The organism is Candidatus Paraluminiphilus aquimaris, from assembly GCF_026230195.1.
In the GTDB taxonomy this organism is placed as follows: domain Bacteria; phylum Pseudomonadota; class Gammaproteobacteria; order Pseudomonadales; family Halieaceae; genus Luminiphilus; species Luminiphilus aquimaris.
Genome location: NZ_CP036501.1, coordinates 1,439,425 through 1,462,981 on the forward strand (window position 1 = coordinate 1,439,425; position 23,557 = coordinate 1,462,981).

Here is a 23,557-nt window from a genome sequence, read left to right on the forward strand (position 1 = left end):
GTTGATCACTCAACGCACGACAGGTGGGTGGTGACTGCAGTTGGATGTGAGGGCCATTGAGGATCCGCTTCGATAGTTAAGTGCGGCTTCATTGGAATAATTGTTTTAAGGGAGGAATAGGGTGGTGTTGAGAAGAAGTGTCAGTCTGAGTTTGCTCTTGTTCGCCGTGAGTTTGGTCGGGTGCTCTGGAGGGGAGGACGCCGACACGCTTGAGGCCATTTTGCCGCAGAAGGAAGCGTTATCTGTGGGAATGGCTGGCGATACGCCTGCAGATATCAGTCGTTACCTATTAGCGAGTGGTGCTTCGGCACCTCAGCTATCGCCCGACGGTCAAGATGTCGTTTTTCGGTCGTCTATAACAGGCACGCCGCAGTTGTGGACGCTGCCCGTCGCGGGTGGCGCACCTCGCCAGTTAACTTTTGGCAACGGTGTCACGTTCGCGAGATGGATGCCCGATAGTTCAGGGATTCTCTATGGGGCGGACAACAACGGCGATGAGCAGGAGTCGTATCTATTCATCAGTCGTGATGGTTCGTCCGAGCGCGAGATCTTCTCTGCAACGCAAGGCGGTTTTCGATCCCTAGGGGATATTGGTTCAGACAACGATAGCCTATTTCTGGCTTCAACCGAGCGCACAGGACTGCACTACGATATTTATCAGGGATCCATCAGCTCGGGCGATTTACAACTCATTTTTGAGGGTAACTACGGAAATTTCGCCCGTGCGCTCTCGCCTGACGGTCGTTATCTGGTCGTTACGGAAACAGTTGGGGAGGACTCTGACTACCTCTACTTGCTGGACACAACTACCCGTGAGCTGCGTGTAGTTTCCCAGCCAGAATCGCGAGCAAATCACGGTGATGGCGGGTTTGCCTGGTCGCCAGATAGCCAGACGCTTTATATGAGTAGTAACACTGATCGCGAATTTGCTGCCGTCGTTGCTTACGATGTCATCGATGGGCGTTTTGAGTCCCTAGTCGAGTCTGAGTTTGACTTAGCAGATGTGCAATTGTGTGGCGAAAATGGAGCCTTCCTTGTATGGACTGAAAACCGGAATGGCTTTGATGTGCTTGGTGGCCGTCACCTTGCGTCGGGTTCGTCCATCGCGTTCCCCGCCATACCTGAGGGTGTCTACTCACTTAGCTGCTCCCAACAGAGCAGCACCCTAATCGTCGGTGTGAACGGCTGGCAGACCCCTGGGGATATTCACGCGATTGATTTGTTGGGGGGAGTAGGAAAGCCGTTGGTCGATTCTAATCTAGCCGGGATCCAAGTCGAGTCACTCGTGCGACCAGAAAGCATCACCATGGTGGCGAGAGATGGGGTAGAACTGCAGGGCTTGCTCTACCTTCCGCTCGGCGGTGATCAGGCATCGCCACCACCCGTTATTTTTGAAGTTCACGGTGGACCAACAGCGCAATCACGCGCCAGCTTCGACCCTGTCTCCCAATATCACGTCGCGCGCGGCATTGCTGTGTTTAAGCCCAATGTTCGCGGCTCCACAGGTTTTGGGCGCACTTACGTAAAACTGGATGACCAAAAGCAACGACTGGACAGTGTTAGAGACTTAGTCGATATGCTGGACTTCTTTAAGACAGATGGACGCGTTGACGCTTTTCGAGCGGCGGTATCAGGAGGCTCTTACGGCGGCTACATGGTCAATGCTGTGCTGGCTAACTACCCCAGTGCATTTGCCGCGGGCGTGTCTCGTTATGGCGTAGCAGATTGGGTGACGGCCTTGCAGGTTGCATCGCCCGCACTCAAGGCGTCCGATCGCATTGAATACGGCGATATCCGTGATCCGAAGTGGCGAGCGTTTTACACGGTTAATTCGCCGATCCGTCAGGCGGATAAGATTCGGGTTCCAGTGCTCTACTCTCATGGTGTGATGGATCCAAGGATTGATATTTACGAAACCGAAGTGATGGTTCGTACCCTGCGAGCAAATGGTATCGAGGCACCTTATATAAAAGTGCCAGATGAGGGGCACGGTTGGCGAAAGCTCGGGAATCGTCTTTTTTATTACCGCCGACAAGCTGAGTTCCTCGAAGCACATCTTGGTATTAGAGATTGAAAGGTGGGAGGTCTGAGGTGTTAAACGCCCCTTTATAAGGCGTTTCATAAGGCGTCTCATAAGGCGTTTTGAAAAATAGGGGGCAAGTGTACTCATCGCACTGCCGGGGCACAGGAAGCGACGAGTGCCGTGACTTAAAAATAGGAGGTCAACATGGCACGAATTTCAACCTTATCGAGGGAGCAGTTACCCGACTTTGAACCCATGTTCCAGATCTTGGACAACACAATGGGTTACATCCCCAATAACTTTTTATCGATGGCGCACTGGCCAGAACTGTTGGGGGCTTTTAGTGGACTTGGTGCGACTATTCTCCAGACTGGTGAGGTTGATTCGGGTCTCAAGCAACTTGTGGCGATGGTCGCCAGCGCAGCGAACGGTTGCCATTACTGCCAGGCCCACACCTCGCACTCGGCAAATAACCTCGGTGTATCGTCAGAAAAGATCGCTGCTGCATTTGAATTTGAGCACTCGCCTCTTTTCTCGGATGCGGAGCGAGCCGCATTACGGCTTGCCTGGCACGGTGCATTACAGCCTAACGCGTCAACCGATGCGGACTTCGAAGCGCTGTCGGTCCATTTTAGTGAGCGAGAGATCGTTGAGATCGTGGCTGTAATCAGCTTATTTGGATTTCTTAATCGCTGGAGTGACACAATGAAGTCAGACCTTGAATCCAAGCCCCTCGAGTTCGCGCAGGCCATCGAGTTGGCAGATAAACAACTCTCGGATTGACTACAGCGAAGGTGGCTTGTTGACGATATACTCGCGCGCGTCCGAGTCAGTAGTGAGAGCGTTTTATGCAACATGAGGGTTTTGCCGAGTTAGTTGGTCTTGAGATCTTTCCCGAGTCAAATGGCACAAGTGTTGGGTCACTCCTTATCCAAAAAGCGCACTTAAACCCTAACGGCGTTGCTCATGGTGGCGCCCTGTTTACTTTGGTTGATACATGCTTAGGAGCGGCATTAATGCAGCGCCTGGATGCGGGGGAGATATGCGCGACGCTTCAGATTTCGATGAACTTCCTGAAGCCTGTTCTCGCGGGAGAGGTGAGTTGTAAGGCTTACGTTGTCAGTAAAGGGAAGCGCGTTGCGAACGTGCGCGGCGAGCTTTACGTCAAAGAAAAGCTCGTCTGCACGGCCGATGGTAACTTTGCCATTATGCAGCCGCCCAAGGCATAGGGCTGCACTCAAGCCCTAGATTGCGGCAACCACCAGGATTCCGGGGTGCAATGCAACGACACGTACCCTGTCGCCCGCGGCAAGTGATTTGTCTTGATCTTCGCGAGCGAGCTCCACGCGCCATGAGACACCCGAGAATTGATGAGTCGAGGTGTTTTCAACATCGAGCAGGCTCGAGAGCGTGAACTCCATGCCCAGGAAGTCAGAGCTCTCCCCAGATCGGGGGACTTCCGCCTCTTGATACCGCTTAAGGGGTTTCCACAATAAGACGCCTGCTGCAAATGCAATGATGCCGGTTACAGCCGTTCCCAATAACCAGCCCTCTCCTAATATGCCCATGTACATGAGCGTGCCGGTCGCAAGAGCGCCAATACCCAGCATAAATAAAATAATGGTGCTCATACCGAGCACCAATAACTCAACGATGAGAGCGAGCGCACCTAATGCAAACCAAAAACTCGCTTGATTTTCATTAAAATACTCAAGCATTGGCTCAGCCCTTTTGATTCACGTCATTAAGACGATTGACGATGGTCATTGCCTCGGCAACCACATTTGACGCATTAGTCTGACTGTCGCTCAGGAGTACCACTGAGGAGTCTCTGGCAATGGCTTGCTTGGCTGATATCGCTTGCTCTGCGAGGTCAAGCTGAACCGCTTTTTGCCCGTCTTCAGTGTTAGCCGCGGCCCCCACCTTATTGAGCGCTTCAGCTTTCGCCTCAGCGACGGCAATAATCGCGTTTGCCTCTCCCTCTGCCTTTAATATCTGCTCAGCTTTTTCGGCTTCAGCTTTAAGGACGCGGGCTTGCTTCTCACCCTCAGCGACGTTGATAGACGATTGACGATCGCCCTCGGATTCTAAAATAGCGGCACGCTTCTCTCGCTCTGCCTTCATCTGGCGCTCCATCGCGTCGAGGACGGTTCGCGGAGGCTCGATGTCCTTTATTTCATAACGCAGCACCATCACACCCCAAGGGCCCGCAGCTTCATTAATTTGCGACACAATATTGTTGTTGAGTGCTTCTCGCTCTTCGAAGGTCTTATCGAGTTCGATCTTACCGATCTCGCTTCGCATGGTGGTTTGAGCGAGCTGCGTCACCGCATAGACGTAGTCATCAACGCCATAGGAGGCTTTGTAGGGGTCCAACACTTTCAGGTACAGCACGCCATCAACTATCAGTGAAATATTGTCGCGTGTAATGGCCCCTTGGGAGGGTACATCGACAGCTTGTTCCTTGAGTGTTCGGTTGTAGGCAACCCGATCGAAAAAGGGATTGAGAAAGTTGAGCCCCGCCTCCAGCGTCCGCGTGTATTTGCCGAAGCGCTCAACGACAAACGCTCTATTTTGTGGGACGAATTTTACGGCTTTGGCCAGAATGACGACCAATATTATGGCAACCGCCAAGGAGCTGACGAGGCCGAATGAAATGATTTCCATCTTGATTTACCCCCAACTTATTTAATGATTACTCAAGTTATAGGGGCGTGCGGTATGTATTTCAAGGCTGAGAGCCAATAAGGTTTGCCTTAGTGACGATACTGACGGGTTATTCCATTGAGCGAAACATGAGGGCTAAACGCTTACCGCGACTGAGATTCTCGAGGAAATCTTTGGCGTTATCTTCGCGACTCAAAAAGTCTGAATAGCCTGTTAATGCGCTGAGCTCGACACCGTCTAGATTGATAAAGCCCATTTGCCAGTCGGCGAACTCGCGTTGTTCAACCGTCCCCTCGAAGAGGACGTCTACCGCGGTGTGTCGATCGTCGCGTTCTATCCCCTCGAAAGTGCGTTTTACTTCTTCTTCAGGGCCCTCGAGAACTTGATAAAAAGACTTCTCTCGATGTAACAAAAGGCCGGTGAGATTGCGCTCAGTGTTAACACGACGCGCCTCTATTAGCAGCTCGACCATACCTTGGGTGCCAAGGTGGCCTGTTTCGGTGCTCACGTATCCAAGATGAAAGAGGGGCTCAGCAGGTGCGCTAGACATGAAAATAACCTTTTGGTTTAAGCATAGGGTCCCCTAACTTGATTGAACTGCCAAGGTAAAATAAAGTTGACAGCAAATTAATCTAAAAATTTGTACTAAGAGCTATTCGAAACACTCCACCTTAGTGCATATACGGGGGAAACATGACACAAGATTCAAAAGCTGAGGCACTGAATACCAGTACGGCACAAGCCCTGGAAAGTCGAGCGCTTGCTCCCCGATTCTATACGACTAACTGCAAAGAGATTGGTGAATACGACATCGAGCCCGTTCGTAGCGAGTGGGATGCAATGATGGCCGCTTTTGACCTTGATACGAACCGAGAGCATTTTAAGCAAAATTACGATTTCGATCCTGCGGAACTCGATGCGGATCCTGAGCTAAAAGCGGAGTTTCTCGATTTACTAGTCAGTTCAATTACTGCGGAGTACTCGGGGTGTGTTTTGTATCAGGAAATTGAAAGTAAGGTGGGGAATCCTGAGATCGCCAAACTTTTTCGGTACATGGCGCGAGATGAGTCTCGTCACGCGGGCTTCATTAATCGAGCGCTCAACAAGTTAGGTGTCGCGGTCGATTTAAGTGTTCTGAAGCGCGATAAGGAGTACACCTATTTCCGCCCTAAGTTTATCTTTTACGCCACCTATCTCTCCGAGAAGATCGGCTACGCTCGCTATATAACGATATACCGTCACTTAGAGCGTAATCCTGAGCGTCGATTCCATCCCATATTTAAGTGGTTTTTAGAGTGGTGTAATGATGAATTTGCTCACGGAGAGGCGTTTGCCTTGCTGATGCGGGCAAACCCTAAGTTGCTCACGGGAGTCAATAAGCTCTACATCAAAATGTTCCTGGTGCTGGTGTACACCACAATGTACGTGCGAGACCACTCTCGGCCAAAGCTTTATGAGGCGTTTGGCATGGATGTCACGGAGTTTGATCACACTGTTTTCGACATCACGACTGAGATTTCAAAGCAGGTGTTCCCGCTCACACTGAATACCCGATCGCCAAAATTCCAACGGGGTCTCGAGCGGCTGCTCGATCTGAATATTCGAGTGGATGCGTTAGAGGGGCAAACAGGACTGTTCACAGGTTTACGTCGGCTCGCTCTTCAAGCCGGTATCGCAACGACAATATTGCGGCTGTTCTTGCTGCCTGCGTCCTGCAATGAGATGCCAAAGCAAGTGGCTATGCAGCCGGCCTGGTAATGGGCGGATGTTCGTAACTGGGGCATGACAGCTGGGCGCCTTGCCTCCCTTTTTGGGGAGGCGAATTTGCTCGCGAACCTGGCGCTAAGGTCGTGTTTGGGGTGCCTCTCTGAGTCGGTAAGGCTTCAAGAGTCGTTTAATCCCCGCGCCAGTATTCGGTAAATTCCCTCAGATGAAAAATGCCGGCGAGCCCAAGGAGTATGAGTAATAGGGCGGTCGAGGCGTCCCACACGGCTGATTGAACCGCCAGCATCAACGTAGCCCCTGCAGCAAGATTTAAAACAAAGCGACGCGGTATTTTTCCCCGTCCCGTTGTGCGGTATCGGCGCGAGAGAATAACCGCCTCGCTTATCATTAATACACCGATGAAGGCGATTAATAGCCCCGATTCGAGGAGTGATTCCACAAACTAGGCAGCCGTTTTGGATAGGCCGAGTAACTGCGCCACATCTTTCAGAAAAACCCGGATGTGCTCTTTGCGCTTCTTTTTCACCAGTTTTTTCTGCGTGTACGACTGCCAAGTGAGCGTTTGCACATCTTCGTCTTTACACATCTCTACAAATTGTTCTCGGCGCTTGTCGCTGTGGTACCAAAAGTATTGCAGGAGGCCCAAAGCCCAGAAGGTGCGTCCATGCAATTTCATGAATCGTTTGCGTGGTGCCTTGAGCGCAGAGGCTTTTCCAGTAACGAGGAATTCTTTTATCGCGTCAGCGCTGAGTCGCCCACAGAGCATTGCGTAGTAGATGCCTTCACCTGAGGCTGGTGCCACAACGCCTGCAGCGTCTCCTGAAACTAAGATCCCTTTTCCGTCGTCCCAGCGTTTCATGGGCTTCATAGGGATTGGCGCGCCCTCTTTTCGGATGGTCGGTGCATTATCTAACCCTGAGATACTTCGTAGCTCAGCTACCGAATCTTTGGCAGAGAAGTCTTTAAAAGCACTGCCCACACCGATGCTCGCGGACGTCCCGTGCGGGAAGACCCAAGCATAGAAGTCCGGTGACAACTTTCCTTGATACCAAACCTCGCAGCGCTCGGGGTCGTAATCTTGTGTCGCGGTACTCGGCGCTTCGACAATCTCGTGGTAGGCCAAAACCCAAGGGATATCGGCGTACTTTGGCACACCTTGTCTGGCGACTTTGGAGCGAGCACCGTCGGCACCGAGCACACAGCGCGCGGTGGCTGTGCACACTTCCGATTCCTCATCTTTGGAGACGTAGGTAACTTCGATTGTGTTGTCATCGAGGTATTTGAGTGATTTGAATGCAGCAAGCTCTAGCTCTGCGCCAGCACGTTGGGCGCGAAGTCTCAACCATGGGTCGAATTCATCCCGATCGACCATTCCCACAAAGGTTCCTTCGATCGGCATATCCACCTTTTGAGCTTTCGGCGAGATCATTCGCGCTGATTGAATTTCAGCTTTTAGCAGAGACCTCGGGATATCGAACTCACCCAGTATGCAGGGTGGAATGGCACCTCCGCATGGCTTGATTCGGAAGGCACGTTCAAGAAGAAGAACGCGATGTCCCGCGAGCGCGATCTCGTGGGCTGCTGTGGCGCCGGATGGCCCTCCACCTACGACAATGACATCAAAATCGGACTTTGCGTCGGTCATGGGTTGATACCCCCTAATGGATTTTCTAGTGGAAACCGTTCTGTGGTTACTTCGTTTTCCCGGTCTGTATTTTGAACTTGTTGATCAATGTCAAAAATAAGGCTGGCGGCCCAGACGAACAGGGCTGCTTCAGCAAAAAACACCAGTCCGTAGGCGGCTGGGTTGTCTAGCCATAGACTTGCAACGTCAACAGCGACAGTTCCGAGGAACCCTCCCAGCGCAAAAGAGATGGCTTGAGCAGCGCCCCACAGCCCCATTCTTAGCCCATCTCGTTGCGAGCGACCCTGACTCGCCAGCATCATCATCCCGCCAATGGCCGCAACGGCAAAGCTTCCGTTAGCAACACCCAGAATGAATACATTCAGGTTGATGGGCCAAGAGGTGCCTCCTATGAGACCGCCAAGCGCCAATAGGGCCAGAGATGCTGCCGATATCAGGCATCCGCCTCTGATCCATAAATGTAGGATGTGGCGCGTTCTAGACTTGAAAGCATAGGTCGAAAAAGCCATGGCGAACATGCCCAGCAACATACCCGCATGTTGCATGCCTGCCAGTGCAGTCGTCTCGCCCACAGTCCAGCCAAAGGTGAGGCCTACGAAGGGCTCCAAAATGAGATCTTGTGCGCTGTAGGCGAGCATGGAGGCAAAGACAAAAATGGTGAAGCGCCGAGCGTGATCCTCGCCCCACACCTCTTTAATAGCCACACTGAAAGGAGGCTTCTTTTCGACAGCTCCGGCTGCGTCAGGCTGCGAGTTGTTCTGTGTTTTCTCAATACCGATCACGGCGATAAAGCTCATGACGAGGGCGATTACGGCTGTGCCTGAAACGACCCACAGCAGCCTCATTTCTGAGAACGGATCGAGCAATTGCCCCGTTACGCCGCCGGTAATAGCAAAGCCCATGATCATCATAAACCACACTAAAGAAGCCGCAGCGGGTTTGCGGTCATCACTTACTTGTTTAGACAGAAGTACGAGTAGGGAAGTACCAGCAGCGCCCGATCCCACACCGATGAGCAGGTAGCCGAGTGCGGCAATTAGGTGACCTCCAATGCCGAGAGAGGGAATCAGTGTTGCGCCCAGCGTGGCGGTGAAACTCCCCGCAGCCAGGATGATCATCCCACCAACGATCCAAGGGGTTCTTCGACTGCCGCCGTCGCTGCCATAACCTATGTATGGACGCGCGAGTTGCACGACATGGTGCAGCGTAATTAAGAATCCTGGAATTGATGCGGCGAGCGCGTACTCGACGACCATGATTCGATTCAGGGTGTTGGTCGGCAAAAAGACGAGTGCACCGAGCGCCGTTTGAATCAGGCCCAATCGAAAAATGGCAAACCACGACAGCGTCTGAAAGTTAGACAAGGTAGCCTCCCATTGCACTGGCCGTAACCATCATTCCAGCGACGTATTGGGTAACGCCAATACCGTTGTACCAAGGCGCGAGTGATTTTGGGTCGCGAAGAAAGCGTGACATGGCCAGTACTTGGCCGACAACTAATACGGCAACCAAGGTGGCGGCGAGGGTATGCCCCCAGTTTTGCATTAGGACCAAGACGGCAAGTTGAGGCGTTAGCATGACCCCGCAGGCGAGCCGAGCAGCGCGCTCGGGGCCAAGTTGGACGGGCAGCGTTCGGATACCAATGGCAAGGTCGCCTTCAATGGCTTTGAAGTCGTTGAGCGTCATGATGCCGTGAGCGCCTAAACTGTAAAGAAAGGCAATCAGTAAAATACTGCTGCTAGGGAGGTCACCGCCGATGGCGATGGCCGCGCCTGTCACCCATGCGAGGCCTTCATAGCTTAGCGCCACGGATAAGTTGCCCCACCATCCGTTTTGCTTCAGTCGAAGCGGCGGTGCGCTGTAAGCCCAAGCGAGAATGAGGCCGACGGCTGTAGCGCAAGCCACCCAGATTCCAAGGCTAAAGCTCCATATTTGAGCGATGAGCGACCAGAGAAAAGCGAACTGCAGGGCGCGTCTTTCGTGGACTCGCCCAGAGGGGATGGGCCTGTCGGGTTCATTAATGGCATCGACTTCCCTGTCGCACCAGTCATTAATGATTTGACTCGCACCACAGACCAAGGGCCCCGTAAGTATAATTCCGAATGCAAATAACCAGGGATCACTGATTGGTGTGACACCGGCAGAGACAAGGCCGCACATGAGTGCCCACATGGGAGGAAACCATGTGATGGGTTTAAGGAGCTGAATATAGTCGCTGATCGATGATCCGGACGTCGCCCCCGCTGTAACCGTCGTCGAATTTGCCATCTCAGCATGGTGTACATGCCGAGAGAAACAGTCAACAAATCATTACAAATTATAAGTAATTATTTATTTACACCGCTTCGCGGTCAATGTCGACCTCGGCATCGCCCAAGTCAAAACGTCGAAGCTTTGTGTACAAACTCTGACGGCTTAGGCCCAGAAGTTCAGCTGCTGAAGCACGGTTGCCACTCGTAAGTTTTAGCGCAGCTTCGATGCAGAGCGCTTCGATAACATCTGTTGATTCGCGCACAAGTTCTTTCAATGGGACCCGCCCCACACGATCCGTAATTTGTTCAATCGACCTCGGCAGGTGATCGTCTACGGATTGGTCTGGTGTGATTCTTCGACTGATATCGCGGATAAATAAAAGAACGCGAGTGGAGCCATTTTTACCGACACGCGCAACCGAGAGCTCTATGTCGACCGATGATTCGGTCTCAGTTCGCAGGGTTGTGGAATAAAGCCGAACCGATCCCTCTTGCTTTGAGTGGTCGAGCACAATATTCAGGTCAACTGCGGATCGACCGATCCATCGGTCGGCTCGTCTACCTTCGATGAGCTCAATAGACGCGAGTCCGGCCATTTCGAGGAACGAGCCATTGGCCGCGGTTACAATTCCCTGCTCGTCGAGCTCTAAAATACCGTCCGGTGCGTCGTTGAAGAAGGGTTGGAATTCAGCCCCGGCGACATCTCGCTCACTGTCATCTCTGAGCCTGACGAGTAATCTGCCTTCGCCCGATTGTCGGAGGTAGGTCATCGCTATATTGAGCTCAAGACCCCCGTCATTCCTCAGCATACCGTCTACGGTAGTAGTGACACTTCGCGCTTCGCGGGTCAGTCGCTCGACAATACTGCGAGCGGCATCATCCAGACCCACAGGGAATGCTTTTCCGACTAAGTTGGCGCCGGGCGCCGCCAGCAACATCGCAGCGACCGGATTGGCTTCAAGAATTCGACCGCTGTTGTCATCGACAACAACAAACCCATCGGAAACCATATCGAGTAGTCTGCGGTACCGTGCTTCTAGTCTGCGCTTCGACCAATAGTCACGTTCCATAGCATGCTGAGCATTGAGTAATTGATGGCGAAGGCTCGCCTCGGGCAATAAGTCTAGCGCGGCCACTCGAACGTCGTCGTTATTACTCTCGCAGCACAGCCAGCAAAGTAGCGGTACGGAATTGCTGCTACGGGGTGTTAGGGTGATATCGCACCGAACCGCGGTGCCCTTGTTTCGACGCGCTTCAGTAAGTTTGGCGCTCAATGCCGGCGCCGATTCAGCGGCAATTACCTCGTTGATCGAGCTTCCAACCAGGTCGTCGGGCTGCAACGTGCTGGAGGGATTGTTCACATCGGTATCGACGATGAAGCCCGTACCACTGATGGTGAATTGAATGCTCGCGAGATGCTGAAGCAAAAGTTCAGAAGAGGGCGCTGATACGGTATTCACTGCGTGCGTAACTCCGAGACTGCTTTAAGCGGCTGTGCCGACTTTATTGTCTTGTAAATCCAAATGTTACACAGCGTTCGACGGGTCGTCATCAGTCTCTTTACACTTCAATGGCAATATCTTTAATACGTCCAATCTTTAGTTCAGGATCACTGTAATATTTAGTTGACACTGTTTAGGCCGAACACTACTCTGCAAATTCATAAGATGACGCGAAATCTGCGTGCGATGCGCCGGTAAACGTGTCACGTGCATAGCGGGGTTAATGCCGTGAGTGACAATGCGAGAGACTCGATAAGTGGTGGCCTGTATACGCCCGAGCAAAAGAAGCGTCGCGATGAGACGGTGTGGACGCTCGTCCAAGGTGTACTGGCTCCGCTTCAGTTCTTGGTGTTCGCCATTAGTACGGTTTTCGTGGTGAACTTTCTGCTTAACGGCACCGGTCTTCTCGCGGCCACGGCATCAGTCATATTAAAAACATTCATTCTGTACTCGATCATGGTCACAGGCGCCATCTGGGAGAAGGTGGTGTTTGGGCGTTATCTGTTTGCGCCGGCGTTCTTTTGGGAGGACGTGGTAAGTATGGGGGTAATCGCACTGCATACACTTTACTTACTGATGTGGCTCTCAAGTTTCGGGACGCCACAAGAGCAAATGATGGTCGCGCTTGCGGCCTATGTTGCTTACCTAGTCAACGCGATTCAGTTCCTAATGAAATTTCAGCAAGCACGGTCGGCCTCGCCCGATGTGTCAAGCCAGCCTGCTTATGCGGGACTCGATTTAAATAATGGAGCTAAGTCATGAGTGGTGTGATCGCAAGTTCGGTTGAAGAGCACCATCCGGGCCCGCAAACCCAAGAGCGCGGGCAACGCGCAGTATTTTGTGGCCTTACCTCGATTATCTGGCTTCACCGCCGAATACAGGACGCCTTTTTCCTCGTCGTTGGATCAAGAACATGCGCCCATCTCATTCAGTCGGCTGCAGGCGTTATGATTTTCGCTGAGCCCCGATTTGCGACGGCCATCCTTGGTGAGCGTGACTTAGCAGGTATGGCTGACTGTCACGAGGAGCTAGATCGTGTTGTATCCGAGTTGATTGCTCGCCGATCTGGCATCAACCGCCTATTTTTGGTTGGCTCCTGCCCATCTGAGGTCATCAAACTTGACTTGGAAACCGCGGCAGTCAAGTTGCAAGCCAAGCATGAAAACAAAGTCCGCATTTCAGCGTTTAGCGGCAGTGGTATTGAGACAACTTTCACGCAAGGGGAAGACCAATGCCTAAAGAGCACGGTGGCTGAGCTGCCCTCGTTGGCGAGCACTGAGGAGAATTTAATCGTTCTCGGTACAGTCTCTGACATCGTTGAAGATCAATTTAGACGATTGTTCGATGATCTGGGTATCGCCAATGTGCACTTCTACCCTGGTCGCAAAGCCGGTGATTTACCCGCAGTCGGGAAAGGCACACGACTTGTTGCGGCACAACCGTTCGTTGGAGAGACGGCTCGCGCCTTAATTGAGCGTGGCGCAAATCTCATAGAGGCGCCTTTCCCACTGGGTGCCGAGGGCTCAAAGTCGTGGTTTGAGGCCATTGCAAAAACGCACGGTGTCGATGATTCCCGTACACAGCAAGTCCTCGAGTTACCTTATCAGCGGGCAAAGCGTGCTGTTGCCTCGCACGCGTCTAAGCTTGACGGCAAGCGCGTACATTTTTTACCCGACTCCCAGCTTGAAATTCCCATGGCTCGCTTTTTAAGTGAGGAGTGTGGTCTGAGCATCAACGAGATCGGGACACCCTTCCACGATCAATTGATCATGCGAGGTGAGCTGCGACGCCTGTCTCCCGATGTTCGGATTGTCGAGGGCCAAGATTTAGATCCGGCGCTCAATCGTGTTCGCGAGGCGCGGCCTGACCTCACTATCTGTGGAATGGGTATTGCGAATGCGCTGGAGTCAGAAGGACTGCGAACAAAGTGGTCGATTGAGCTCGTATTTTCGCCGGTGCAGGGGTTCGACCAAGCAGGTGATCTCGCAGGGCTCTTCGCTAAGCCTCTGGTTCGGGAAGCGATTCTGGAGGTCGGCTCATGGAGCTAACACTCTGGACATACGAGGGGCCACCTCATGTGGGGGCAATCCGGATCGCGGCCTCTATGCGCGATGTACACCTTATGCTGCACTCGCCCCAAGGCGATACCTATGCTGATCTCCTATTTACGATGATCGAGCGCGATGGGCAACGACCGCCCGTTACCTACACGACATTCCAGGCTCGTGATCTTGGAGCATCCACCGCGGAGATGGTTATTCAGTCGCTTCGCGAGTCTGCTGAGCGATTTAAGCCGCAGGTTCTGATGGTGGCTGACTCTTGCACTGCAGAGCTTATTCAAGATCAACCCGGGGCATTGGCCCTTGGTGCAGATTTGCCTGTCCCGGTTATTCCGCTGGAAATGGCCGCGTACACACGTAAAGAAAACTGGGGCGCGTCAGAAACGTTTTATCAGCTCGTGCGCGGACTGCTCTCGCGGCAGGCACCCGCACCCGGTACAGAGCGACCAAAACGAGACCCGGCTGTCCGCCCAAGCGTTAACTTGCTGGGCCCGACCAAGTTGGGCTTTAGGTGTCGTGATGATGTGGTGGAAATTGAGAGACTGCTCGCCTCAATGGGGGTTGACGTAAATGTTGTAGCACCACTGGGTGCTTCGCCATGGGACCTGCAATCGATACCGAATGCCGATGCCAACGTTAACTTGTGTCCTGAGGTTTCAGATCTCACCTGCAGCTGGTTGGCGCGAACATTCGGCATGCCAACGATCCAAACGATGCCAATGGGATGGGGTGCAACCCGCGATTTCATTGCTGAAGTAGCTCAAGTGTTGGGCCTGACTATCAATATCGATTCAGTGGGTGACTCGCGGCTTCCGTGGTACTCACGATCTATCGACTCGACTTATCTTACGGGTAAGCGTGTCTTTGTCTTTGCTGATGGCAGTCACGCGATAGCCGCGGCGCGGATAGCGCGCGATGAGATGGGCTTTGAAGTGGTGGGCTTGGGTACTTACAGCCGCGAGCGGGCTCGCGATGTGAGAGCCGCAGCCAAAGAGTACGGCCTTGAAGCACTCATTACTGACAACTATTTGGAAGTCGAAGCCAGAGTTCAGGAGCTCCAACCTGAGATGGTTTTAGGTACGCAGATGGAGCGGCATATTGCCAAACGACTGGGCATACCGTGTGCCGTTATTTCAACGCCAGCGCATGTCCAAGATTACCCTGCTCGGTACTCGCCACAAATGGGTTTTGAAGGGGCAAATGTACTGTTCGACACCTGGGTACATCCACTGATCATGGGCCTTGAAGAGCATCTACTGCACATGTTTCGTGACGATTTTGAGTTCAATGACAGTGTGGGTCCCTCTCACTTGGGAAGTGAGGGAGAGGGCGCTCGCTCAAAGAGCGAGACTGGTGAAGTAATTAACGAAAGCAACATTGTTTGGGCCTTCGAAGCGGAAAAGGAGTTGCGAAAAATTCCGTTCTTCGTAAGAGGTAAGGCGCGTCGAAATACAGAGCGTTTTGCGGAAGAGCAGGGCATTTCAACGATTCAAGTAGATACGCTATATGACGCGAAAGCACACTTTAGCAGCTGACGCCGCGACGCCTATCAACGTCGTTCTCGTCACACTTGATAACCATGTCAATGGCGCGATCACGCGCGCCGAGAAACGCCTTGTCTGCGACCTACCTGCCGTAAATTTCAAAAGCTTTGCCGCCACAGAGTGGGAGGCGGATGCCTCAGCGCTGAAGCACTGTAAGGATGCGATCGCCTCAGGCGACATCATTATTGTGACGATGCTGTTTATGGAACCCCATATCAAAGCGATTTCTGATGCACTCGCTGCGCGTCGAGACAACTGCGATGCCATGGTCTGCTGCATGTCCGCACCCGAGATCATGCAATTTACTCGAATGGGTCGATTCACCATGGATGGGGAGCCCTCGGGCCCCGTAGCACTTCTCAAGCGTCTTCGTGGTGCCCCAAAAGATGGAAAACCCGGCGCATCCGGGGAGCGCCAGCTCGCTATGTTGAGGCGTTTACCTCGCATTCTTCGGTTTATTCCCGGAACGGCACAGGATGTTCGTGCCTACTTCCTAACACTGCAATACTGGCTCGCAGGCTCAGAGGACAACTTAACCCGGCTTGTGAGTTTTCTGATTCATCGCTATGCAGCGGGACCACGTGAGGTACTGAGAAAAGTGGCTCGCGAGGAGCCGCCGATTGAGTATCCCGATGTGGGTGTCTACCACGTCGACGGCAGGCAGCGTATAAGCGATACCGTGGCACCCGTGGATGATGCGGCTCAAACGCAAGGGACGGTGGGTTTACTGTTGATGCGCTCGTATGCGCTGGCGGGGAATACGCGCCACTATGACGCGGTCATTCGCGCCATCGAAGCGCGCGGGCTGCGCGTAATACCTGCCTTTGCATCTGGCTTGGACGCGCGTCCTGCCGTCAAACGATTTTTCATGAGCGAGGGCGAGTCAATTGTTGACGCGGTGATCTCGCTTACGGGATTTTCACTCGTTGGCGGGCCAGCCTACAACGATACGGATGCCGCACAAGAAATGCTGGCTCAGCTGAATGTGCCGTATTTGGCCGTTCAGGCGCTAGAGTTCCAGAGTATTAACCAGTGGCGAGAATCGCCCATGGGGCTTATGCCTGTTGAGGCAACCATCATGGTGGCGATACCCGAGTTGGATGGAGCCACGGGACCGATGGTATTCAGCGGCCGTGACCGAGAGGACCCCAAGCGTTCGTTTGACATGAGTCCCGAGACCGAGCGCATTGATCGCCTGGCGAGCCGGGTATCAAAGCTCGTTGCGTTACGACGCAAGCAAAGGTCAGAGAGAAAGATCGCAATTACGCTGTTTAATTTCCCACCTAATAGCGGCGCAATGGGAACGGCGGCGCACCTGAGTGTCTTTGAGTCGCTCTACAATAGTTTGAAAGCCCTGAGTCGAGCGGGTTACGACGTCGAGCTCCCAGAGAGTGTTGAGGCGCTTCGGGATTCTCTGTTAAAGGGTAATGCCGAGCTTTATGGCGCTGAGGCAAATGTCCACGCAACCATTTCTGTAGATGATCATGTGGCCCGTGAGCCTTACCTCGAGGAGATTGAAAAACAATGGGGACCTGCCCCGGGTAAGCATTGGACCGATGGCCGACGTTTATTTGTTTTGGGTCAATCGTTTGGAAATGTATTTGTCGGGGTACAGCCTGCCATGGGGTACGAGGGAGACCCTATGCGACTGCTCTTTGAGGGCGGTTTGGCGCCGACCCATGTTTTCTCCGCCTACTATCGCTGGTTACGGGAAGATTACGCGGCGGACGCGGTTCTTCACTTTGGTACCCACGGTGCGCTTGAATTCATGCCCGGGAAGCAGGTGGGACTCTCGAGCAAATGCTGGCCAGACAGGCTCATAGCGGATCTACCCAACTTCTATCTTTATGCGGCCAATAATCCGTCAGAGGGTTTGATAGCCAAACGCCGGTCTGCTGCCACCCTAATTAGTTATCTGACACCACCGGTTACAAAGGCTGACTTACACAAAGAGTTTCAAGAACTGCGTTCAATGATTGATCTGTGGCGGGGTCGTGAGCCGGGTGCGACAGAGACTCATCTTCAGCAACTGTTGGAAGCCATCTCCGCCCAAGCCGACCGTTGCGAGCTCGTCCATGATCCATTGGAGGCCTCTGCACTTGAAGCGGACCTTTGGATTTCAAAACTCAGGTCACAGCTAGATGAAATAGAGCAATCACTCATCCCATTTGGGATGCACGTCATTGGTGGGTCCCTTCTCGCGTCAGAACGCGCGGAAACCATTGCGGCCATTGCAGAGGCAGGTGGTGCGCACGAGATTGATCCCGCCCGATTGGATGGCTATCTGCAGTCCAACGACATGGGAGGGCTGAAAGGACTTCTTGCAGAGCATCTGGTCCCGTCGGATGATATTGATGAACTCGCCAATCGATTGCTGACAGCCTCAGAGAATTTAGGCACCGAGCACGAATTACCCGCTCTCATTAGCGCACTTGATGGTCACTTCATCTCGCCCGTATCAGGCGGTGATCTGATCAGAAACCCAGAGAGCCTCCCGACGGGGCGCAACATCCACGGTTTCGATCCCTTTCGTTTGCCTAGTGCATTCGCTGTGATTGAGGGACGCCGCCAGGCCGAGCAGTTAACGCAGAGACATTTTGAGGATGCTGGCGTGATGCCGACCTCTATCGCCTTGGTTCTCTGGGGCACAGATAACTTAAAGAGCGAGGGTATCGCTATTGGGCAGGCCCTCGCGCTCATGGGTGCCAGACCGCGGTTCGACAGCTATGGCCGTCTGAGTGGCGCAGAGTTAATCGATCTCGAAGAATTGGGCCGACCGCGTGTTGATGTCGTTGTGACGCTCTCGGGGATCTTCAGAGACCTCCTTCCTATGCAAACCCGGCTTCTGGCTGAGGCGGCGTATCTAGCGGCTGAAGCCGATGAGCCACTCGACTTAAATCCAATACGACGAAATGCGCTCGCTTATCAAGCGGCAAATAACTGTGATCTTGAAACAGCAGCTTTGAGGGTTTTCAGTAACTCAGAAGGCGCTTACGGCTCGAACGTGAATCTATTGGTGGATTCAGGACGCTGGGATGATGAATCTCAGTTTGCCGACACCTACACGAACCGTAAAGGCTTCGCCTATGGACGATCGGGCGCGGTATCTCAGCAGACAGAATTACTCAACGACGTGCTTGGAAATGTCGATCTCGCCTATCAGAACTTGGATTCTGTGGAGTTGGGCATAACCACCGTCGATCATTATTTTGACACCCTTGGCGGAATCAGCAGTGCTGTGCAGCGTGCCAAGGGCAATACGGTTCCAGTTTACATCGCAGACCACACGGGTGGTGGCGATGGAAAAGTCCGTACGCTCGACGAGCAAGTGGCGCTCGAGACGCGTACTCGGCTTCTAAATCCCAAGTGGTATGAGTCTATGCTCGATCACGGGTACGAGGGTGTTCGCCAAATTGAGGCACATCTGACCAATACTATGGGGTGGTCCGCCACAGCAGGCGGCGTTGCTCCATGGGTCTACAAGCAAGTTTCAGAAACATTCATTCTTGATGAGGACATGAGACGTCGGTTGGCCGAGCTAAATCCGGTCGCGGCATCGCGTGTAGCAAACAGGCTCATCGAAGCACAAGAAAGAGACTATTGGGGAGCCGACGAGGAACAGCTGGAGGCGCTACGGCGCGCTGGCGAAGACCTTGAAGACCTTCTTGAAGGGATCACGGGGGAGGTTGCAGCATGAATTCACCAAATCAGTTTATTCCAGTTAAGAACGTAGGTCCTGGGGATGGCGAGGGGAGCCTCCAGGTTCACCTTGACGAACAGATCGATGTCGCCAAAGCGAAGGTATTTGCGATTTACGGCAAGGGGGGCATCGGGAAAAGCACGACATCATCTAATTTGTCGGTGGCGTTCTCCAAGCTTGGCAAGCGCGTCATTCAGATTGGATGCGACCCGAAACACGATTCTACGTTCACACTTACGAAGGCATTGATGCCGACGGTTATTGACGTTCTTGAGTCTGTCGAATTCCATGCTGAAGAGCTACGGACTGAGGATTACGTGCACGTTGGCTACAACGGCGTTATGTGTGTTGAAGCAGGTGGTCCCCCAGCGGGTACCGGTTGTGGCGGATACGTCGTGGGCCAGACGGTAAAATTGCTCAAGCAACACCACCTCCTCGACGATGCAGATGTCGTTATTTTCGATGTTCTGGGCGATGTCGTGTGCGGGGGCTTTGCGTCACCACTGCAACATGCAGAGCGCGCGATGGTTGTGACGGCTAATGATTTTGACTCTATTTTTGCGATGAACCGGATCGCTGCTGCGATTGAAGCAAAATCCAAAAATTATGGGGTCCGTTTGGGTGGCGTTATCGCGAATCGAAGTGCTGGTACTGACGAGATAGATCGCTTCAACGATGCCGTCGGTCTAAAACGAGTGGCGCACTTTCCTGACCTCGACGTCATCCGCAAAAGTCGTCTTAAAAAGTCGACGCTATTTGAGTTGCCAGATTCGCCTGAATTGAAGGCGGTTCAAGATGAATACATGCAGCTTGCCGAAGGGATGTGGAATGGGGCTGAGGCGCTTGACGTAAAGCCTATGAAGGATCGCGACCTGTTTGATTTCTTGGGGTTTGATTGATGGCAACGGCTAACTATCAACAAAGGCGCGAGCAGATCGAACATTACTTTGATCGCACCGCTGCTGATGTTTGGGCTCGTCTTACGTCCGATGAGCCCGTTAGCGGCGTCCGCGAAACGGTCCGTGCCGGACGCGAATCTATGCGCAATTTATTGTTGAGCTGGTTGCCGCAAGATCTCACCGGTAAGCAAGTGCTTGATGCGGGCTGCGGGACGGGTGTGATCTCTATTGAGCTGGCAAAACGCGGTGCTGAAGTGATCGCGGTCGATCTTTCTCAGTCCTTAATCGATCTGGCCAACGAGCGTTACTCCGGTGTTGATGAATACCATCGTATCCAGTTCGTTGTTGGCGATATGCGCCAAGTTCAAGGCGAACGCTTTGATCATGTTATCGCAATGGATTCGATTATCCATTACGCCGCCCGCGATGGCGTAAAGACGCTGGAGACACTCGCGCAGAACGTAAATGACTCTATGGTGTTTACCTTCGCACCTAAGACACTGCCACTCGCTGCGATGCATGCCGTCGGAAAACTTTTTCCGCGAGCTGATCGCGCACCGGCTATTGAACCGATCTCTCCGCATTCGTTGACGCAGGAATTGTCTAATTCTTCTGCATTGCAAGATTGGAAAATAGGCAAAGGGCATCGCGTTTCGACAGGCTTTTACACCTCGCAAGCCATGGAGATCGCGCGAATATGCTGATTTCTCGAGAGCAATTCATGGCACTGACTGCGCGCATTAATGCGCGCTATCTGCCATGGCTAAATGTTGTCGAGGGTGACCTAACCCTGTCGAAATTAGCGAGGCTCTCCCTGTTTCAGGTGTCAGTCGGTATCTGCTTCGTCCTACTTAATGGCACATTGAACCGCATAATGGTTGTCGAGTTAGGAAGAGCGGCTTGGCTTGTTTCCGCGATGCTCGCACTGCCGCTTTTGTTAGCACCTGCGCGAGTACTTATAGGTTACCGGTCAGATAATCATCAATCGTTCTTGGGTTTCCGGCGCCTACCGTATCTCTGGATGGGCACCATGGGGCAGTTTGGTGGGTTGGCACTCATGCCCTTTGTATTGATACTCATGACATCGGGCGACCCCAGTTCCGCATGGATGGGTTTCGTCATGTCATTGGGCGCGCTGTTTTTAGTGGGCGCGGGTATGCATGCTACGCAAACGGCAGGGCTTGCTCTCGCTACGGATCTGGCGAGCGAGAAGACTCGGCACCAGGTTGTCACGATGCTTTATCTCATGCTTTTGGTCGGCATGGTGATAGGCGCTCTTGGCTTCTCGCTGCTACTTGAGCCCTTTAGTTACTTTCGACTTATTCAAGTCATTCAAGGCTCCGCTTTAGTCGTTGCAGGCCTTAATTTGATCGCTATGTGGCAGATGGAGCCGCGGCGTCCCGACTTAACCGACTTTAACATCGCTCGCCCAACGTTTATCGAGTCATGGAAAGCGCTCTCCGCAAGTGCAGGCGCGCATCGACTGTTAATCGCCGTCGCACTTGGGACGCTTGGGTTCAGTATGCAAGAAATTCTATTAGAGCCCTATGGCGCTGAAGTGTTGGGTATGACGGTCAGTCAGACGACCCGCCTAACCGCTATGTTTGGCGTTGGAATGCTTCTCGCTATGGCACTCTCAGCGCGGTATCTGGGTAACGCAGGCGAACCTATTCGCCTCGCCGCTTATGGCTCTGTCGTGGGTGTGTTTGCGTTTGCCGCCGTCATTATCGCAGGTGCGACCGACTCGCTCGGACTTTTTGCTGCGGGAACATTTTTAATTGGTGTGGGTAACGGCTTGTTTGCTGTCGGCACGCTCACCGCTGCCATGCTGCTGGCAAGCAACGCCACGGCCGGTATTGTGATCGGCACATGGGGTGCCGTTCAAGCAACGGCGGCGGGCATAGCGGTATTTATGGGTGGGGCTCTGCGAGACATCACTGAAGCCCTCATCCTGCGCAGCGGCTTTACGACCGACCTATTTGGGTCAGCCACACCTTACGGCGCTGTTTATCACCTAGAAATAATCGTCCTATTCGCCTCTCTGATTGCACTGGGTCCATTGGTGCGCCGGTTAGGCAATAACAAAAACCAACCACTCACTATGCAACTTGCAGATTTCCCAAGCTGATAACCACTACCAGGAGGACACACCATGGGTACTGGAGAATTTTACTTTGACTTTGCAGCTATTATGTTCACCGCATTTTGCGGGGCATTTGTTTACCTAGTGCTTTACCTTCACAAAGAAGGTAAGCGCGAGGGCTTTCCGATTCGACACGACGGTGTCGTTGATAACTACAGTGACGGCGTCGGCGGTTTACCCGACCCCAAAACCTACAAGCTGGCGCATGGTCAGGGGGAGCGAACCGTTCCCGGTCCCATGCCTGAGCAGTATGAATTGAAGGCCAAGCCAGTCCACCCGCATCCGGGTTCACCATTAGAGCCAACCGGCGACCCGATGGTCGACGGCGTTGGTCCTGCGGCGTACGCAATCAGACCTGAACACCCCGATCTTACCGTTGACGGTGAGCCGCGAATTGTTCCGCTGCGTGTTGATGCCGACCATAAGGTACATGGCAACGATCCCGATCCAAGAGGGAAGGCGGTATTTGGTTGCGATGGCGCAAAAGGTGCCACGGTTGTTGACCTATGGGTTGATCGAGCCGAGCCACATTTTCGGTATGCGGAACTAGACGTTGGTGAGCGCCGTGTGTTGTTGCCGATGACCATGGCACGCGTCAAGCGCGACGGTACTGTGCATGTTAAATCGATTCGTAGCGATCAATTCCAACAGGTGCCCGGATTGGCTAACCCTGACCAGGTAACCCTTCAAGAAGAGGATAAGATCGTCGCCTTCTACGGGGGCGGCACGATGTACGCCATGCCCGGTCGTCAAGGTCCAGTGTTGTGAACGAATATTCACATGAACCCATTCCTGGGTTGCCGGGTGAACTGCCGGAGGGCGAGCAGGTCCTCTGGCAGGCATCTCCAAGTTGGGACGCAATGGCAAAACGCGTGTTTCAAGTTTATACAGCGGCTCTGTATTTCTTGATACTGATTGTTGCCCATCTCATCTATCGAATAATGGATGGAGCGCCTTTATCAATGTTGACGGGCACCTTGGCATGGCAAGGCGGATTGGCACTGGCGGTGGTGGGCATATTAGCCATTATGTCCAAGCTCTATGCCGCTAGCACGCTTTACACCATTACGAGCCGAAGATTGATTATTCGCTCGGGCGTAGCGCTACCAATGATTGTCAATCTGCCACTAACCAAGGTTGAGTCAGCAGGATTGCGACGCTTACGAGATGGCACGGGCGACATAAGCTTTTTGCCTGTTGAAGGCACTAAGGTGTTTTGGCTGATGTTGTGGCCGCACGTGAGACCGCTACATTTCAGTCGAGTTCAGCCCTTGTTGAGAGGTGTAGAGGACCCGGATGCGGTGGCTAGACTGTTAGTCAATGTCATAGAAGATATTCCCAAAACATCAAACGAAATCGAAGCGACGCAGATCGCAGCGGTCTAAACACGCTAGCGT

21 protein-coding genes are annotated in these 23,557 nt (G+C 53.0%); 13 read left to right on the plus strand and 8 right to left on the minus strand.

The genetic code is table 11. From position 1 onward, the window contains the following. The first annotated feature begins 124 nt into the window (after positions 1 to 124). From E0F26_RS06670 to E0F26_RS06680, 3 genes are all read left to right on the plus strand, one after another. Positions 125 to 2,074, plus strand: coding sequence for a S9 family peptidase (locus E0F26_RS06670; protein ID WP_279240886.1), 1,950 nt, complete (start codon positions 125 to 127; stop codon positions 2,072 to 2,074). A gap of 153 nt (positions 2,075 to 2,227) precedes the next feature. Beyond that, on the plus strand, positions 2,228 to 2,806 hold the full coding sequence (locus E0F26_RS06675) for a carboxymuconolactone decarboxylase family protein (RefSeq protein ID WP_279240887.1): 579 nt from the start codon (positions 2,228 to 2,230) through the stop codon (positions 2,804 to 2,806). Between the two features lie 65 nt (positions 2,807 to 2,871). Beyond that, the gene (locus E0F26_RS06680; protein WP_279240888.1) at positions 2,872 to 3,252 is read left to right on the plus strand and encodes a PaaI family thioesterase; all 381 of its coding nucleotides are present in this window, start codon (positions 2,872 to 2,874) and stop codon (positions 3,250 to 3,252) included. A gap of 15 nt (positions 3,253 to 3,267) precedes the next feature. On the opposite strand, the gene E0F26_RS06685 is transcribed toward E0F26_RS06680, so the two are convergent. From E0F26_RS06685 to E0F26_RS06695, 3 genes are all read right to left on the minus strand, one after another. Beyond that, positions 3,268 to 3,741, minus strand: coding sequence for an NfeD family protein (locus E0F26_RS06685; protein ID WP_279240889.1), 474 nt, complete (start codon positions 3,739 to 3,741; stop codon positions 3,268 to 3,270). Between the two features lie 4 nt (positions 3,742 to 3,745). Next, complete coding sequence (locus E0F26_RS06690) at positions 3,746 to 4,690, minus strand: SPFH domain-containing protein (protein ID WP_279240890.1); 945 nt, start codon at positions 4,688 to 4,690, stop codon at positions 3,746 to 3,748. A 109-nt stretch (positions 4,691 to 4,799) separates the two neighbouring features. After that, a complete protein-coding gene (locus E0F26_RS06695) occupies positions 4,800 to 5,240 on the minus strand; it encodes a BLUF domain-containing protein (RefSeq protein WP_279240891.1) in 441 nt (146 codons plus the stop codon). A 143-nt stretch (positions 5,241 to 5,383) separates the two neighbouring features. Between E0F26_RS06695 and acsF the strand changes: the two genes are divergently transcribed. Further along, positions 5,384 to 6,448 carry a magnesium-protoporphyrin IX monomethyl ester (oxidative) cyclase gene (gene acsF / locus E0F26_RS06700; protein ID WP_279240892.1) on the plus strand — a complete coding sequence of 355 codons (1,065 nt, stop codon included), beginning with the start codon at positions 5,384 to 5,386 and terminating at the stop codon, positions 6,446 to 6,448. Between the two features lie 136 nt (positions 6,449 to 6,584). On the opposite strand, the gene E0F26_RS06705 is transcribed toward acsF, so the two are convergent. The 5 genes from E0F26_RS06705 to ppsR all read right to left on the minus strand — a co-directional run bounded on the left by E0F26_RS06705 (position 6,585) and on the right by ppsR (position 11,772). After that, positions 6,585 to 6,854 (minus strand): hypothetical protein, encoded by a 270-nt coding sequence (locus E0F26_RS06705; RefSeq protein WP_279240893.1) that lies wholly within the window; start codon positions 6,852 to 6,854, stop codon positions 6,585 to 6,587. Positions 6,855 to 6,857: 3 nt separating this feature from the next. Continuing rightward, on the minus strand, positions 6,858 to 8,060 hold the full coding sequence (locus tag E0F26_RS06710) for a geranylgeranyl diphosphate reductase (RefSeq protein WP_279240894.1): 1,203 nt from the start codon (positions 8,058 to 8,060) through the stop codon (positions 6,858 to 6,860). Further along, positions 8,057 to 9,424, minus strand: a complete 1,368-nt coding sequence (locus E0F26_RS06715) for a BCD family MFS transporter (RefSeq protein ID WP_279240895.1) — start codon at positions 9,422 to 9,424, stop codon at positions 8,057 to 8,059. The genes E0F26_RS06710 and E0F26_RS06715 overlap by 4 nt, the downstream gene beginning before the upstream one ends. Then, positions 9,417 to 10,328 carry a chlorophyll synthase ChlG gene (gene chlG / locus E0F26_RS06720; RefSeq protein WP_279240896.1) on the minus strand — a complete coding sequence of 304 codons (912 nt, stop codon included), beginning with the start codon at positions 10,326 to 10,328 and terminating at the stop codon, positions 9,417 to 9,419. The genes E0F26_RS06715 and chlG overlap by 8 nt, the downstream gene beginning before the upstream one ends. A gap of 67 nt (positions 10,329 to 10,395) precedes the next feature. Continuing rightward, positions 10,396 to 11,772 (minus strand): transcriptional regulator PpsR, encoded by a 1,377-nt coding sequence (gene ppsR, locus E0F26_RS06725; protein ID WP_279240897.1) that lies wholly within the window; start codon positions 11,770 to 11,772, stop codon positions 10,396 to 10,398. Positions 11,773 to 12,042: 270 nt separating this feature from the next. Between ppsR and bchF the strand changes: the two genes are divergently transcribed. From bchF to puhB, 9 genes are read left to right on the plus strand one after another with little or no spacing between them, the layout of a single operon-like run. Next, on the plus strand, positions 12,043 to 12,576 hold the full coding sequence (bchF, locus tag E0F26_RS06730; RefSeq protein ID WP_279240898.1) for a 2-vinyl bacteriochlorophyllide hydratase: 534 nt from the start codon (positions 12,043 to 12,045) through the stop codon (positions 12,574 to 12,576). After that, positions 12,573 to 13,862: a ferredoxin:protochlorophyllide reductase (ATP-dependent) subunit N gene (locus tag E0F26_RS06735; protein WP_279240899.1), complete on the plus strand. Its 1,290-nt coding sequence runs from the start codon at positions 12,573 to 12,575 to the stop codon at positions 13,860 to 13,862. Before bchF ends, E0F26_RS06735 begins: the two co-directional genes overlap by 4 nt. Then, positions 13,853 to 15,409, plus strand: a complete 1,557-nt coding sequence (gene bchB / locus E0F26_RS06740) for a ferredoxin:protochlorophyllide reductase (ATP-dependent) subunit B (protein ID WP_279240900.1) — start codon at positions 13,853 to 13,855, stop codon at positions 15,407 to 15,409. The genes E0F26_RS06735 and bchB overlap by 10 nt, the downstream gene beginning before the upstream one ends. Further along, a complete protein-coding gene (locus E0F26_RS06745) occupies positions 15,381 to 19,115 on the plus strand; it encodes a magnesium chelatase subunit H (protein WP_279240901.1) in 3,735 nt (1,244 codons plus the stop codon). The genes bchB and E0F26_RS06745 overlap by 29 nt, the downstream gene beginning before the upstream one ends. Beyond that, on the plus strand, positions 19,112 to 20,017 hold the full coding sequence (bchL, locus tag E0F26_RS06750; protein ID WP_279240902.1) for a ferredoxin:protochlorophyllide reductase (ATP-dependent) iron-sulfur ATP-binding protein: 906 nt from the start codon (positions 19,112 to 19,114) through the stop codon (positions 20,015 to 20,017). Before E0F26_RS06745 ends, bchL begins: the two co-directional genes overlap by 4 nt. After that, on the plus strand, positions 20,017 to 20,721 hold the full coding sequence (bchM, locus tag E0F26_RS06755; RefSeq protein WP_279240903.1) for a magnesium protoporphyrin IX methyltransferase: 705 nt from the start codon (positions 20,017 to 20,019) through the stop codon (positions 20,719 to 20,721). Before bchL ends, bchM begins: the two co-directional genes overlap by 1 nt. Continuing rightward, positions 20,715 to 22,145, plus strand: a complete 1,431-nt coding sequence (locus tag E0F26_RS06760) for a BCD family MFS transporter (RefSeq protein ID WP_279240904.1) — start codon at positions 20,715 to 20,717, stop codon at positions 22,143 to 22,145. Before bchM ends, E0F26_RS06760 begins: the two co-directional genes overlap by 7 nt. 24 nt (positions 22,146 to 22,169) lie before the next feature. Then, a complete protein-coding gene (puhA, locus tag E0F26_RS06765) occupies positions 22,170 to 22,928 on the plus strand; it encodes a photosynthetic reaction center subunit H (RefSeq protein WP_279240905.1) in 759 nt (252 codons plus the stop codon). Next, positions 22,925 to 23,545 (plus strand): photosynthetic complex putative assembly protein PuhB, encoded by a 621-nt coding sequence (gene puhB, locus E0F26_RS06770; protein ID WP_279240906.1) that lies wholly within the window; start codon positions 22,925 to 22,927, stop codon positions 23,543 to 23,545. Before puhA ends, puhB begins: the two co-directional genes overlap by 4 nt. The last annotated feature ends 12 nt before the right edge of the window (positions 23,546 to 23,557 follow it).

Coding starts and splice junctions, on each gene's coding strand:
- bchM (WP_279240903.1), top strand. CDS start 20,017: ATGGCAACGGCTAACTATCAACAAAGGCGCGAGCAGATCGAACATTAC.
- E0F26_RS06745 (WP_279240901.1), top strand. CDS start 15,381: ATGACGCGAAAGCACACTTTAGCAGCTGACGCCGCGACGCCTATCAAC.
- E0F26_RS06735 (WP_279240899.1), top strand. CDS start 12,573: ATGAGTGGTGTGATCGCAAGTTCGGTTGAAGAGCACCATCCGGGCCCG.
- E0F26_RS06760 (WP_279240904.1), top strand. CDS start 20,715: ATGCTGATTTCTCGAGAGCAATTCATGGCACTGACTGCGCGCATTAAT.
- puhA (WP_279240905.1), top strand. CDS start 22,170: ATGGGTACTGGAGAATTTTACTTTGACTTTGCAGCTATTATGTTCACC.
- bchL (WP_279240902.1), top strand. CDS start 19,112: ATGAATTCACCAAATCAGTTTATTCCAGTTAAGAACGTAGGTCCTGGG.
- chlG (WP_279240896.1), bottom strand. CDS start 10,328: ATGGCAAATTCGACGACGGTTACAGCGGGGGCGACGTCCGGATCATCG.
- E0F26_RS06710 (WP_279240894.1), bottom strand. CDS start 8,060: ATGACCGACGCAAAGTCCGATTTTGATGTCATTGTCGTAGGTGGAGGG.
- E0F26_RS06675 (WP_279240887.1), top strand. CDS start 2,228: ATGGCACGAATTTCAACCTTATCGAGGGAGCAGTTACCCGACTTTGAA.
- bchB (WP_279240900.1), top strand. CDS start 13,853: ATGGAGCTAACACTCTGGACATACGAGGGGCCACCTCATGTGGGGGCA.
- E0F26_RS06685 (WP_279240889.1), bottom strand. CDS start 3,741: ATGCTTGAGTATTTTAATGAAAATCAAGCGAGTTTTTGGTTTGCATTA.
- E0F26_RS06695 (WP_279240891.1), bottom strand. CDS start 5,240: ATGTCTAGCGCACCTGCTGAGCCCCTCTTTCATCTTGGATACGTGAGC.
- E0F26_RS06690 (WP_279240890.1), bottom strand. CDS start 4,690: ATGGAAATCATTTCATTCGGCCTCGTCAGCTCCTTGGCGGTTGCCATA.
- acsF (WP_279240892.1), top strand. CDS start 5,384: ATGACACAAGATTCAAAAGCTGAGGCACTGAATACCAGTACGGCACAA.
- E0F26_RS06680 (WP_279240888.1), top strand. CDS start 2,872: ATGCAACATGAGGGTTTTGCCGAGTTAGTTGGTCTTGAGATCTTTCCC.